The 12,637-nt window shown below is 72.9% G+C and carries 12 protein-coding genes and 1 pseudogene; 8 read left to right on the top strand and 5 right to left on the bottom strand.

Annotated features, from left to right (window positions below):
- The first annotated feature begins 1 nt into the window (after window position 1).
- From AMK33_RS19145 to AMK33_RS19135, 3 genes are all read left to right on the top strand, one after another.
- Window positions 2-1,147 carry an RNA polymerase sigma factor gene (locus AMK33_RS19145; RefSeq protein WP_073934051.1) on the top strand — a complete coding sequence of 382 codons (1,146 nt, stop codon included), beginning with the start codon at window positions 2-4 and terminating at the stop codon, window positions 1,145-1,147.
- A 500-nt stretch (window positions 1,148-1,647) separates the two neighbouring features.
- The gene (locus AMK33_RS19140) at window positions 1,648-2,091 is read left to right on the top strand and encodes a CocE/NonD family hydrolase C-terminal non-catalytic domain-containing protein (protein WP_235618136.1); all 444 of its coding nucleotides are present in this window, start codon (window positions 1,648-1,650) and stop codon (window positions 2,089-2,091) included.
- A 68-nt stretch (window positions 2,092-2,159) separates the two neighbouring features.
- The gene (locus AMK33_RS19135) at window positions 2,160-2,957 is read left to right on the top strand and encodes a VOC family protein (RefSeq protein WP_073934050.1); all 798 of its coding nucleotides are present in this window, start codon (window positions 2,160-2,162) and stop codon (window positions 2,955-2,957) included.
- Between the two features lie 24 nt (window positions 2,958-2,981).
- Here the strand turns inward: AMK33_RS19135 and AMK33_RS19130 are convergent, their stop codons facing one another.
- The gene (locus AMK33_RS19130) at window positions 2,982-3,371 is read right to left on the bottom strand and encodes a RidA family protein (RefSeq protein ID WP_073934049.1); all 390 of its coding nucleotides are present in this window, start codon (window positions 3,369-3,371) and stop codon (window positions 2,982-2,984) included.
- 72 nt (window positions 3,372-3,443) lie between these two features.
- Here AMK33_RS19130 and AMK33_RS19125 point away from each other — a divergent pair, with 72 nt between their 5' ends.
- Entirely contained in the window at window positions 3,444-4,400 is a 957-nt protein-coding gene (locus AMK33_RS19125) for a LysR family transcriptional regulator (protein ID WP_073934048.1), read from the top strand.
- Here AMK33_RS19125 and AMK33_RS19120 read toward each other — a convergent pair.
- Window positions 4,351-5,001 (bottom strand): phosphoribosyltransferase, encoded by a 651-nt coding sequence (locus AMK33_RS19120; protein ID WP_201263045.1) that lies wholly within the window; start codon window positions 4,999-5,001, stop codon window positions 4,351-4,353. The two genes, AMK33_RS19125 and AMK33_RS19120, sit on opposite strands and share 50 nt — an antisense overlap.
- 201 nt (window positions 5,002-5,202) lie before the next feature.
- On the opposite strand from AMK33_RS19120, the gene AMK33_RS19115 reads away from it, so the two are divergent.
- From AMK33_RS19115 to AMK33_RS19105, 3 genes and pseudogenes are all read left to right on the top strand, one after another.
- Window positions 5,203-6,804, top strand: a complete 1,602-nt coding sequence (locus AMK33_RS19115; RefSeq protein ID WP_073934046.1) for an MFS transporter — start codon at window positions 5,203-5,205, stop codon at window positions 6,802-6,804.
- A gap of 63 nt (window positions 6,805-6,867) precedes the next feature.
- Entirely contained in the window at window positions 6,868-7,227 is a 360-nt protein-coding gene (locus AMK33_RS19110) for a YciI family protein (RefSeq protein ID WP_073934045.1), read from the top strand.
- Between the two features lie 10 nt (window positions 7,228-7,237).
- Window positions 7,238-8,517, top strand: a pseudogene (locus AMK33_RS19105) (RNA polymerase sigma factor).
- A 17-nt stretch (window positions 8,518-8,534) separates the two neighbouring features.
- On the opposite strand, the gene AMK33_RS19100 reads toward AMK33_RS19105, so the two are convergent.
- Together AMK33_RS19100 and AMK33_RS19095 are read right to left on the bottom strand one after the other, a co-directional pair.
- Entirely contained in the window at window positions 8,535-10,262 is a 1,728-nt protein-coding gene (locus tag AMK33_RS19100; protein WP_443030923.1) for an ATP-binding cassette domain-containing protein, read from the bottom strand.
- A 280-nt stretch (window positions 10,263-10,542) separates the two neighbouring features.
- Window positions 10,543-11,451 carry an SMP-30/gluconolactonase/LRE family protein gene (locus tag AMK33_RS19095; RefSeq protein WP_073934043.1) on the bottom strand — a complete coding sequence of 303 codons (909 nt, stop codon included), beginning with the start codon at window positions 11,449-11,451 and terminating at the stop codon, window positions 10,543-10,545.
- A gap of 85 nt (window positions 11,452-11,536) precedes the next feature.
- Here AMK33_RS19095 and AMK33_RS19090 point away from each other — a divergent pair, with 85 nt between their 5' ends.
- Complete coding sequence (locus AMK33_RS19090) at window positions 11,537-12,007, top strand: Lrp/AsnC family transcriptional regulator (protein WP_073934197.1); 471 nt, start codon at window positions 11,537-11,539, stop codon at window positions 12,005-12,007.
- Here AMK33_RS19090 and AMK33_RS19085 read toward each other — a convergent pair.
- Entirely contained in the window at window positions 11,991-12,512 is a 522-nt protein-coding gene (locus tag AMK33_RS19085; protein WP_073934042.1) for a VOC family protein, read from the bottom strand. The two genes, AMK33_RS19090 and AMK33_RS19085, sit on opposite strands and share 17 nt — an antisense overlap.
- Between the last annotated feature and the right edge of the window lie 125 nt (window positions 12,513-12,637).

Here is a 12,637-nt window from a genome sequence, read left to right as displayed (position 1 = left end):
CATGGACGAGGCCCTGCTCCGCAGCCTCACACCGAGCGTCCTCGCCATCCTGGTCCGCCGCGGAGCCGACTTCGCGGCGGCCGAGGACGCCGTACAGGACGCGCTGGTCGAGGCGATCCGCGTCTGGCCCGCCGACATGCCGCGGGACCCCAAGGGCTGGCTGATCACCACGGCCTGGCGCAAGTTCCTCGACGCGACGCGAGCGGACGCCGCCCGCCGCAGGCGTGAGGACCGCGTCGACGAGGAACCGGCACCCGGGCCCGCACCCGACGCGGACGACACGCTACAGCTCTACTTCCTGTGCGCCCATCCGTCGCTGACGCCGTCCTCCGCGGTCGCGCTCACCCTGCGCGCCGTCGGCGGGCTCACCACCCGTCAGATCGCCCGGGCCTACCTGGTGCCCGAGGCGACCATGGCGCAGCGGATCAGCCGGGCGAAGCGCACCGTGTCCGGTGTGCGCTTCGACCGGCCCGGCGACGTCGCCACCGTGCTGCGCGTCCTCTACCTGGTCTTCAACGAGGGCTACTCGGGGGACGTCGACCTCGCCGCCGAGGCCATCCGGCTCACCCGGCAGCTCGCGGCCGCCGTCGACCACCCCGAGGCGGCGGGGCTGCTCGCCCTCATGCTGCTCCACCACGCCCGGCGCGCCGCCCGCACCGCGCCCGACGGGGGCCTGGTGCCGCTCGCGGAGCAGGACCGCGGCCGCTGGGACACCGGGGCGATCGCCGAAGGCATCGGGATCCTGCAGGCGGCCCTCGCCCGTGACCGGCTGGGCGAGTTCCAGGCCCAGGCCGCCATCGCCGCCCTCCACGCCGACGCGCCCACCGCCGGGGAGACCGACTGGGTGCAGATCGTCGAGTGGTACGACGAACTCACGCGCCTGACCGACAGCCCGGTCGTCCGGCTCAACCGCGCGGTCGCCGTCGGCGAGGCAGACGGGCCGCGCGCCGGGCTGGCGGCGCTCGCGGAGCTGGACTCCTCCCTGCCCCGCCACACCGCGGTGGCGGCGTACCTCCACGAGCGCGACGGCGACCCGGCGACGGCGGCACGGCTGTACGCCGAGGCGGCCCACAAGGCATCCGACCTCGCCGAGCGCGCCCACCTGACACGCCAGGCCGCCCGGCTCAACTCCCGCCGGCCCCGCTGAGACGCCGAACGGCGAAGCCCTGACCACTCAGCCGGGGGTTCGGGACCATGCCGATCCCCGGCCCGGAAAGCGGGAAGCCGTGGCGTACGAGGCCGCGCGTCGACCGGTACGGCGCCCTCCGGTGCCGGGCACGTCCCCTACGGCGGTGACGACCGTCTCCGCCTCCGTGACCGCGCCGAGGACGCCCCGGACCGAGTTGCGGGACCAGCGGCACGCCCTGTGGGAACTCACCGGCCGGCGCGCACAGGTGGTCATCCACGAGGCCGACGCACCGATGCTCCGCTCACGGCGGGCCCATGTGGAGGAGTACCTCGCGGGCCGGGGCCGGTACCTGGGCGACCCCGAGGGCGAGGCGAAGGCGACGGCGGCCGCGAACGCCGTCATCTCCGGCGAGATGGAGCCCACCCTGCTGGTCAGGGGCGGCGAGACGCTCTCCCCCGGCGGCGACGTCACCGTCTCGGTGCACTCCGTCCCGGGCCGCACACCCGGATCGGTCGCCTATGTCGTCGACGGCCAGCGCTCGGTGTTCACCGGCGACGCCGTCCAGGTCCACGGGGCGGCCAACGGCTTCCCGGGCTGGCAAGCGGCAGCCCGTCACCACCGCCTACCTCAAGGCCTCGCACCGCGAGCTCGACGAGGAACGCACCACCGAGGGCGACCCCCGCCACCCGCACACCCGCGCGGTGCCGGTCGAACCGGGGAAGATCGAGGAGTACGTGCTGCGCGTCTACCCGTTCGCGGCGACGTTCCTGCCCGGCCACAGACTGGTCGCGGAACTCTCCGACGACGAACCGCTCGCCGACGCGCACAACGCGCTGCTGCCGCCGGACGCCTTCCACCTGCCGGTCGGCCGCCCCGTCACCCACAAGATCTACCGCGACGCCGCACACCCCTCCCGGCTCGTGCTGCCGTTCACGAAGCGCGAGGCGGCGGAGAAGGAGTAGCCGAAGGGCGAGTGTCAGTGCCCGGTGGCACGCTGAGGACAAATGGGATTCAGCGAAAGGACATCGCGGTGATCACCACTGACTTCGCCCCCGGCTCCCCCTGCATGCTCGACCTCGGGTCCCCCGACGTCCGGGCCGCCGCGGCCTTCTACGGCGCGGTCCTCGGCTGGGACTACGAGCCCATGGGGGACGGGGAGGACATGGAAGGCGGGATGTTCCGCAAGGACGGCAAGATGGTCGCCGGGCTCGGCAAGCTCACCGAGGAGGGCGCCCGCCCGGCCTGGATGATCTACTACACCGTCGCCGACGCGGACGCCACGACCCAGGCGGTGGAGCGCGCCGGCGGCACCGTGCGGGTGCCGCCGATGGACCTCGAACAATGGGGCCGGATGGCACAGTACAGCGACCCGCTGGGCGGCCAGTTCGCCGTCTGGCAGCCGGGGGAGAGCAAGGGCGTCGACCTGGTGGACCAGCCGGGCTCACTGTCCTGGACCGAGCTGTACACCAGCGACGCGGCGGCCGCGAAGGAGTTCTACGGCGGTGTCCTCGGCTGGCGGTTCAGCGACATGGAGATGCCGGGCGGCGAGGGCACCTACACCCTGATCACCCCGGCCGGACTGCCCGAGGAGCGGATGCACGGCGGCCTCATGGAGGTCCGCAAGGAGGACCTCGCCCTGGCGGGCGGGCGGCCGTACTGGCACCCGGTCTTCAACGTCACCGACTGCGACGCCGCAGTGGCCGAGGTCACCGAGAACGGCGGAAGCGTGCAGATGGGCCCGGAGGACGCGGAAGGCGTCGGCCGCCTGGCCGTCTGCCTCGACCCCTTCGACGCGGACTTCGTCGTGCTCACCCCGGCCGAGAGCTGAACACCGGGGATGCCGGACCGGCCGTCACCGGGCCGGCCGCTGCGCGTACACCTCGATCTCGATCTTCATACGCGGATCGGCCAGACCGCACATGAGCATCGTGGCGGCCGGCCTGACGTCGCCGAAACAGCGGCGCAGGACCGGCCAGCAGGGCTCGAAGTCGTCCCGGTCGGGCAGGATGTAGCGCACCCGCACCACGTCGGCGAAGGAGCACCCCGCCTCGGCCAGCGCGGCCCCGATGTTGCGCAGACACTGCTCGGCCTGCTCCACCACGTCGTCGGAGATCGTCATGGTGGTGTAGTCGAAGCCGGTCGTCCCGGACACGTGCACCCAGTCGCCGTGGACCACGGCGCGGGCGTAGCCGATCTGCTCCTCGAACGTCGAGCCGCTGAGGACCGCACGTCGCTCTGTCATACGCGGGACGCTATGTGACCAGCACCGATACGTCTAATACCAGCAGAGGCATGACCTGATATCTCTGGGCGTATGACGCGTCCCGCGCTTCGCCCCGAACTCCCGCTGCCGCAGCTGCACGCCTTCGTCGTACTCGCCGAGGAACTGCACTTCGGCCGCGCGGCCACCCGGCTGGGCATCGCCCAGCCACCGCTGAGCCAGCAGATCCGCCGCCTGGAGGAGAAGGTCGGACATCCGCTGTTCCACCGGGAACCGGGACGCGTCACCCTCACCCCGGCCGGCCGCGAACTGCTCCCCGCCGTACGACGGGCCCTGGCCGACCTCACGGACGGCCTGTCCGCCGCCCGCGCCGCCGGAAGCGGCCGGGCGGGCCGCCTGCGGATCGGCTTCGCCGCCTCCCTCGCCCTGACCGTCCTGCCCGGCCTGCTGCGCACCTTCCGGCAGCGGTTCCCCGACGTGCGCCTGGACATCCACGAGATGACCACCGCGCCCCAGATCGCCGCCCTGCGCGAGGGCACCATCGACATCGGCCTGCTGCGCGAACCCCCCGACGGGGAGACGGAGATCGGCTTCCGGACCATCCTGACCGAGCCGTTCGTCGCCGTCCTGCCGGCGGCCCATCCGCTCGCCGCCCGACGCACCGTGCGTCTGGACCAGTTGGCGGACTCGCCGTTCGTGCTCCTGCCCCGCGAAGTCGGCCCGCGGCTTTATGACCGGATCACCGGCCTGTGCGCCGAGGCGGGCTTCACCCCCCGGATCGCCCAGCACGCGGTGGAGTGGCAGACCGTGTGCGCCCTGGTGGAGACCGGTCTCGGTGTCTCCCTGGCCCCGGCGAGCATCCGCCGCATCCGCCTCAAGGGCGTCGCCTTCCGCGCCGTCACCCCCGGCACCGCCCGCACCCACGTCGCCGTCGCCTGGCGGAGCGACGACCCGAACCCACTGGTCGCGAACCTGCTGGCCACCGTCGGCCAGGAAGTGCCTAGGCCGGGTGCAGTTCCCGCAGGGCGTCCAGTACCTCCTGGTCGGTGACCTGGTGGAAGTCCTCGTACCACTCGCCGACCGACCGCAGCCGCTGCGGCTGGTACAGGGAGACCACGTCGTCGGCCTCGTCCCGCAGCGCCGTGGCGGTCTCGTGACCGCACACCGGCACCGCCAGCGTCAGCCGTAGCGGACCGCCGCGCCGGAGGTGCCGCAGCGCCGCGCGGGCGGTGACCCCCGTGACCAGCCCGTCGTCCACGACCACGATGCTGTGACCGCTGATGTCCGGGGCGGGACGCCCGCCCCGGTAGACGCCCTCCCGCCGGTGCAGCTCGACCCGCGCCCGGGCCACCTCGGCGCCGAGCTTGTCCTCCGAGAGGTCCATGGCCCTCAGCCCCGTACGGTCGAAGACCGGGGGATCGTCCCCGGCGATCGCCCCGACACTCACCCCGGGAGATCCGGGAACCCCGATCTTGCGGACCACCAGGACGTCCAGGGGCACCTGCATCGCCCGGGCGATCTCCGCCCCGACCGGAACGCCACCGCGCGGCAGCGCCAGCACGGTCACATTCGCGAGATCACCGCTGCTCGCCCACTCCAGCATCCTGACGGCCAGCTCCTGTCCGGCATGCGCCCGGCTTTGGAATCGCACGGCTCGCTCCCTTCCTCGGCCACCCGTGCCGGGTAACCGCCATCGCCCCGCCACTCACCTGCGGGCGTCACGACGGCGTGCGCGGCGGATGTCGAAGTCCGTCCGGCTGTTCCGACCCACCGGTGAGAGGCGCCCGCACAGGGCGGGCGCCGGAGCGTCCGTCGCCGCCCGTGAGCGGCGGGCGGGCGGGAGGAAGGTCCCATGGGTACGGACAGGGCGGGCGCGACGGCCGGCGTCGGCGACGGGCGGGCCGGGCGGCGGGAGTGGGCCGGGCTGGCGGTGCTGGCACTGCCCACGCTGCTGGTCTCCATCGATGTCTTCGTACTGCTGCTGGCGCTGCCGAAACTGAGCACGGACCTGGGGGCCGACAGCACCGAACAACTGTGGATCACGGACATCTACGCGTTCATGCTCGCCGGATTCCTGATCACGACGGGCACCCTCGGCGACCGCATCGGCCGCCGCAGGCTGCTGCTGACCGGCGCGGTCGCCTTCGGCGCGGCCTCCGTCCTGGCCGCGTACGCCGACAGTCCCGGCACGCTGATCGCGGCCCGGGCGCTGCTCGGGATCGCCGGGGCGACGCTGGCACCGTCGACGATGGCCCTGATCACCAACCTGTTCCGGGACCCCGGGCAGCGGGCGGTGGCCATCAGCATCTGGATGGTGTGCCTGACCGGAGGCGCCACGATCGGCCCGCTCGTCGGCGGCGCCATGCTGGAGCACTTCTGGTGGGGCTCGGTGTTCCTGCTGGGCGTGCCGGCGATGGCGTTGCTGCTGGTGCTGGGGCCGGTGCTGCTGCCCGAGTACCGCGCTCCACGGGCCGGGCGCCTGGATCCCGCGAGCGTCGCGCTCTCCCTGGCCGCGCTCCTGCCGGCCGCCTACGGGCTGAAGGAACTGGCCAGGGCCGGCCGGCAGCCGGTGCCGGTGCTGGCCGTCGTGGCCGGTGCCGCCGCCGGCGTGGTGTTCGCGCTCCGGCAGTGGCGGCTCGCCGATCCCCTGCTGGACCTGCGGCTCTTCGCCGACCGCGCGTTCTCCACCGCGCTGGGGACGATGTTCTTCAACACGCTGCTCGTCGGCGCGACCATGCTCTTCGTCACCGAGTACCTGCAACTGGTCGAGGGGCTGACGCCGTTCCGGGCGGGTCTGTGCATGCTTCCCGCGATGGTCGGGTCGGTCGTCGGCTCCCTGCTCGCCCCGGTCGTCGCGCGCCGGATCCGTCCCGCGTACGTGATCGGGACCGGGCTGCTGGTCGCGGCGGCCGGCCTGCTGCTGCTCACCCGGGCCGACGCCGGCCCGGGGCCCGGACTGACGGCCGTGGTGACCGGGTTCGCCCTGATGAACACCGGAGGCGGCCCGGCGGTGGTCCTGGGCACCGACCTCGTCGTCGGCTCCGCACCGCTCGAGAAGGCCGGATCGGCGGCCTCGATGAACGAGACCAGCGGGCAGTTCGGCTTCGCGCTCGGCCTCGCCACCCTCGGCAGCCTGGCGACCGCCGTCTACCGCCACCGGATCGAGGGGGCGGTCCCCGACACCGCCCCGCCCGCGGCGGCGGAGGCCGCCGGCGACACCCTCGCCGGGGCGGTGAGCGCCGCGGAACAGCTGCCCGGCCAGGCAGGAGCGGCACTGCTGAGCTCCGCCCGTGACGCCTTCACCGGCGGCATGCACGTCGCGGCCGGTGTCAGCTCCGTCCTGCTGACCGTGGTGGCCGTCCTCGTCGTGGCCCTGCTCCGCCACGTACGCCCCGGTGGTGAAATACGGGAGCGGCGGGATGTAGAGATCACGGAGTCTGTTCCGACCCACTAGTGGGCAGGCGCCCGTACCGGACGCCGAAGCCCGTGAACCGGAACGGACGAGGAGTGACCACCGATGAAGTACATGCTGCTGATCTACAGCAATCCCGCGACCCGGGAGACCCTGTCCAAGGAGATGGAAGAGGTGGCCGCCGAAGTGGGCGCGCTGATGGAGGAGCTCACCGCGTCCGGCGAGTGGGTCGGTGGTGAGGCGCTCGCCGACGAGACGAACGCGAAGTCCGTACGGGTGCGCGACGGCGTGCCCACGGTCACGGACGGACCGTTCGTGGAGGCCAAGGAGTTCCTGGGCGGCTACTGCATCTTCGACTGCGACAGCCTGGAACGCGCCACCGAGATCGCCGCGCGCTGGCCGGACGCCCGGTACAACGCCGTGGAACTGCGGCCGCTCATGAACCAGGCCGGAATGGAGATGTGAGGGGGCCGGCATGAAGGCGGACGCGCACGTCGAGGATCTCCTGCGGACCCTGGGGCCGCGGGTCCTCGGCGTGCTCGTCCGGCGCCACGGCCACGGGCGGTTCGACGCGTGCGAGGACGCGGTGCAGGAGGCCCTGCTGGCCGCCGCCCTCCAGTGGCCCGAGGAGGGAGTGCCGGCCGGCCCGCGGAGCTGGCTGGTCACCGTCGCGAACCGCCGGCTGACCGACCAGTGGCGCAGCGAGCAGGCCCGCCGGCGCCGCGAGGCGACCGCCGCGGCGCGCGTACCGGCCGACGAACTGCTCGCCCCGGCCGCCGACGACGACCATCCGGGCGAGCGGGACGACACGCTGACGCTGCTGTTCCTCTGCTGCCATCCCGCGCTCACCGCCGCCTCGCGGATCGCCCTCACCCTGCGTGCCGTCGGCGGCCTGACCGCGGCGCAGATCGCCCGCGCCTTCCTCATCCCCGAGGCGACCATGGCCTGGGGGCACCTCCCACGCCCTTCTGGCAGTGGGGGAGGATCACCCGGGCCAAGCAGCGCATCAGGGCGACCGGCGCACAGACCGGCTCCGGGCCCGAGTGGGGCGACCGGCTCGACGCGGTGCTGCACGTGCTGTACCTGATATTCAACGAGGGCTACACCAGCTCCTCAGGACCGGACCTGCACCGCCGCGAACTGACCGGTGAGGCGATCCGGCTCACCCGCGCCGTCCACCGGCTGCGGCCCGACGACGGGGAGGTGGCCGGACTGCTGGCGCTGATGCTGCTCACCGACGCCCGGCGCCCGGCCCGCAGCCGCCCCGACGGCGCGCTGGTCCCGCTCGCCGAACAGGACCGGAGCCGCTGGAACCGGGAGTACATCGCCGAGGGCGTCGCCCTCGTCACGGACGCGCTGGCCCGTACACCGCTCGGCCCGTACCAGCTCCAGGCGGCGATCGCCGCGGTGCACGACGAGGCGGAGCGGGCGGAGGACACCGACTGGCCGCAGATCCTGGCGCTCTACCGGCTGCTCGAACGCATGGCGCCCGCCAACCCCATGGTGACGCTCAACCACGCGGTCGCGCTGGCCATGGTGGAGGGACCGCGGGCGGGACTGGAGCTGCTGGAGACCCTGGACGCCGACGGGCGGCTGGCGGACCACCACCGGCCGGCGGCGGTCCGCGCGCATCTGCTGGAGATGGCCGGTGACCTCGATGCCGCCCGGTCCGCCTACCGCTGCGCCGCGCGCCGCACGACCAGCCTCCCCGAGCGGCGCCACCTCGAGACCCACGCCGCCCGGCTGGCACCGTAGGCCGTGCGCGTCCGGTTTCAGCGGTCCTGGGACAGGTGCAGGAGGTCGGCGAAGGTACCGGCGGCGTGGACCAGGTCGTCGTAGGTGCCCTGTTCGGTGATCCGGCCCCGCTCCATGACGACGATGTGGTCGGCGATCCTCGTGTTCTCCAGACGGTGGGTGACGACGATGGTGATGCGGTCGCCGGAGATCGCCTTGATCTTCTCGAAGATGCCGTGTTCGCCGCGCGGGTCCATCTGGGAGGTGGGCTCGTCCAGGATCAGCAGGGGCGGGCGGCGGTACAGGGCCCTGGAGCAGGCCAGGCGCTGCCACTGGCCGCCGGAGAGTTCGGCACCGCCGAAGATCTCACGGGCCAGCAGGGTGTCCAGGCGGGCGGGCAGGTCCTCGACGGCCTCCCGCATCCCGACCGCGTCCACGGCCTCCCACACCTCCTGGTCGTCGAGGCTCCTCGGCTGCCCCAGCGTCACGTTCTCCCGCACCCGCAGCGGCCACTGGGCGAAGATCTGCGGCACCAGGCCGGTGCGGTCCCACACCGTGGCCGGATCGGCGTGGGCGAGGTCGGTGCCGTCCCAGGTGATCCGGCCCTTGTCCGCGAGGTAGATGCCGGTGATCAGCCGGGTCAGGGTGCTCTTGCCGGAGCCGTTCACGCCGACGACGGCGAGGATCTCCCCCCGCCGCAGGGTCAGCGAGACACCGTCGACGGCGGGCTTGTCCTTGCCGGGGTACCGGTACGTGACCTCGTCCAGCCGGATCTCCTCCACCGGGGCCCGGACGGCCTCCGGGCCCCGCCGGGGCGCCCGCGCGGCGGCGTCGTCGAAGAACGCCTGCATGTCGCTGAGGTACAGGCTGGTGTGGAACACCGCCGCTCCGTTGACGACGACCTGGGACAGCGCCGCCAGGGTCGTCTGGACCGCGACGACGGCCGTGGCGGCGACGGCCGGCGCGATCCGCCCGGTGACGGCCAGCCAGGCGAGCATTCCCCAGGTGGCGGCCAGGAACGTCCCACTGGCGACGGAGGACACCAGCGCGATGCGCAGGGTCCGGGGAGCGGCGGCCAGGGACCGCCGGTCGACCCGCTCCGACAGGGCGCGGTACCAGTACAGGAGGTAGTCGGTCATGCCGTTGGCGCGGACCTCGTCCGCGTACTTCGGCGTGGTCGCCCACCAGCGGGTCATCCCGCGTACGTTGCGGTCCGCGACGTTCGCGTAGTGGATCTCGTAGTCGACGCGCGCGGTGAGGACGGCCCCCACGCCGGCCGGGGCCACGGCCAGCAGGAGCAGCGGCAGCATCAGGGGGTTGAGCACGGACAGGACACCGCCGGCCGTGACCATCCTGATCAGCGCGGCCATGAAGCGCTGGGCGTCCATGACCATCACGTGCGTGCGCATCACGCCCATCTCGGCGGCTTCCTGGCGGTCGGAGAAGCCGTCCGTCGCGTACGCCTCGGCCTCCACCCGGCAGACGGCCTCGACCAGCGCCGAGTCGGTCTCCGTGGTCAGCCGGGGCGTGATCCGCCGTTCGGCGTACATGGCCAGGGCCTCCGACGCGCGGGTGACGGCGCTCGCCGCCGCGACGACGACGAGCGCCGGAAGTGCCTCGCGCAGGCGGTCCGCGACCGTTCCCGCACCGAGGAGCGGGCCCATCGCCCGGGCCGTGGCCGCCAGCAGCACCGCCGCCGACACGCCCGTGACCAGCTGACAGGTGAGGAGCAGGACCACGGCCCGGCGGTCGGTCCGCCACGCCATGGCGGTGATGCGGCGCAGCACGGAGGGGAGCTGGGAGCACAGGGAGCGGAAGCCGACCTGGCCGAGCGGGTTGACGGAGTAGTGGCCGGAGTAGGTGATCTCGGCGGGCGGCGGGGGCGGGACGGGCTGCGCGGTCTGGTGAGTCAACGGCACTTCTCCCTGCCTGGTCGACGGCGTGAAGGCGACGCACGGAACTCAACGAGACAGGGAGCGGTATCGAAAACAGGCGTTTCGGACGGATGGCGCGGACCCGGGTGGCCGAAAACCTCGCGCGGCCCGCTCAGAGGCGCGGAGCCCCGGTCACCGACATCACCAGGGAGTACAGGGAGGTGGTGGCGGTGATGAACAGGCGGTTGTTCTTCGGTCCGCCGAAGGCGATGTTGGAGACGGGCTCGGGCACGCGCAGCTTCCCGATGAGGGTGCCGTCGGGGTCGTAGCAGTGCACGCCGTCGTCGAGGGCGGCGGCCCACAGGCGGCCCTCGTCGTCGAAGCGGATGTTGTCGAAGTGGACCCCGTCCCGGCCCTCGGCGAAGACCTCGCCGCCGGAGAGGGTGCCGTCCTCGCGGATGCCGTACGCGTGGATCCGGGCGGCCCGCGAGTCGGAGACGTACAGCCGGCTCTCGTCGGGGGACAGGACGACCCCGTTGGGCCCCTCGAACCCGTCCGCGGCGAGGTGGACGTCCCCCGACAGCGGGTCGATCCGGTACACGTTGCACGCGCCGATCTCCGACTCGGCGCGATGGCCCTCGTAGTCGCTGGTGATGCCGAAGTCCGGGTCGGAGAACCAGATCGTGCCGTCGGAGCGTACGACGGAGTCGTTCGGGCTGTTGAGCCGCTTGCCGTCGTACCGGTCGGCGAGGACGGTCACGGCGCCGTCCGGCTCGGTGCGGGTCACCCGGCGGTTGCCCTGCTCACAGGTGACCAGGCGGCCCTGCCGGTCGACGGTGTTGCCGTTGCTGTGACCGGCCGGGGTGCGGAAGACGCCGACCGTGCCGGTGGCCTCGTCCCAGCGCAGGATGCGGTCGTTCGGGATGTCGCTCCAGACCAGCTGGCGCCAGGCGGGCAGATACAGCGGGCCCTCGGCCCAGCGGCAGCCGTCGTACAGGACCTCGAGCCTGCTGTCGCCGTTCGCGCAGCGTCCGGTACGGAAGCGGTCGTCCAGGATCTCGTACGGGCCGTTGGTGGGCATGGCGTCCCTTCGCAGAGAGTGATCAGGATCTGATGCAACGTAACACGCGTATCGCCGGATCAGATACGGTCATCACATGAGGCAACTGGATGACATCGACCGCCGGTTGATCGCGCTGCTCCAGCGGGACGCGACACAGCCGTACGCCGCCCTGGGCGCGGCGGTCGGCCTGTCGGCGGGCGCGGCGCACGAGCGCGTGCGCAAGCTGCGCGAGCAGGGCGTCATCCGGGCCACGACCGTCGACGTCGACCCCGCGGCACTCGACCGCGGGGTCCTCGCCTTCGTGCTGGTCGACTCCACGGCGTGGATGGGGGACAGGGCCGAGGACTTCGCCGCCGTACCGGAGATCCAGGAGGCGCACGTCATCGCGGGCAGCGCCTCCGTCCTGGTGAAGGTGCGCACCGCCACCACCGAGCGCCTGCAGGACGTGCTGCGCCGCCTGTACGCGATCGACGGGGTCAGCGGGACACAGGCGACGGTGGTCCTGGACACCTTCTTCGAACGCCCGCCGGACGCCGGTGAGAACCGCGGCGACCCGGTCAGCCGGCCGTCCTGACGGGCGCGCTGCTCCGGCCGGTGAGTTCGGCGTCGAGCGTCGCCTGCGCCACCCGCATGCCCTCGGCGTACACGGGGTCCCGCAGGCGCTTCCACATCTCGTCCTCGGAGACGTCCTCGACGTGGCGGACCACCCACCAGATGTTCCCGAAGGGATCCTTGACGCGGCCTCCGCGCTGCCCGAAGGCGTTGTCCGACAGCGGTGTGACGACCTGGCCGCCGGCCGCGACGACGCGCGAGAACACCGTGTCCGTGTCGGCGACGAACACCCGCAGCAGGCTCGGCAGGACCGGCCGGTCCGCGCGCCGGTCGAAGGCCAGGACGACGGTGTCGCCGACCCGGATCTCACCGTGCCCGATCGACCCGTCTTCGGTCGCCACCCGCCCGAGCTCCTCGCCGTCGAACGCCTGGGCGACGAAGTCGAGGAACGCCCCGGTGCCGTCGGTCATCACCCAGGGCGCGACGCCGGTGCAACCCTCGGGCGCGGCGCCGGTCCGCTCGGCCATCACGGTCTCCTTCCGTCGGTGTCGGTCGTCCACGACGGCAGGCGGCAAGCAGGCCGGATCCTGACCTGGACAGTCGGGCGCGCCCGTTGTCCGAGGCGGTCCGTACGCTCGTCGGCGTACCGCAC

Origin of the sequence: Streptomyces sp. CB02400, assembly GCF_001905725.1 — a bacterium.
Taxonomy (GTDB): domain Bacteria; phylum Actinomycetota; class Actinomycetes; order Streptomycetales; family Streptomycetaceae; genus Streptomyces; species Streptomyces atrovirens.
Note: the sequence above shows the minus strand (reverse complement) of the source record. Positions and strands in the feature narration are given on the sequence as shown.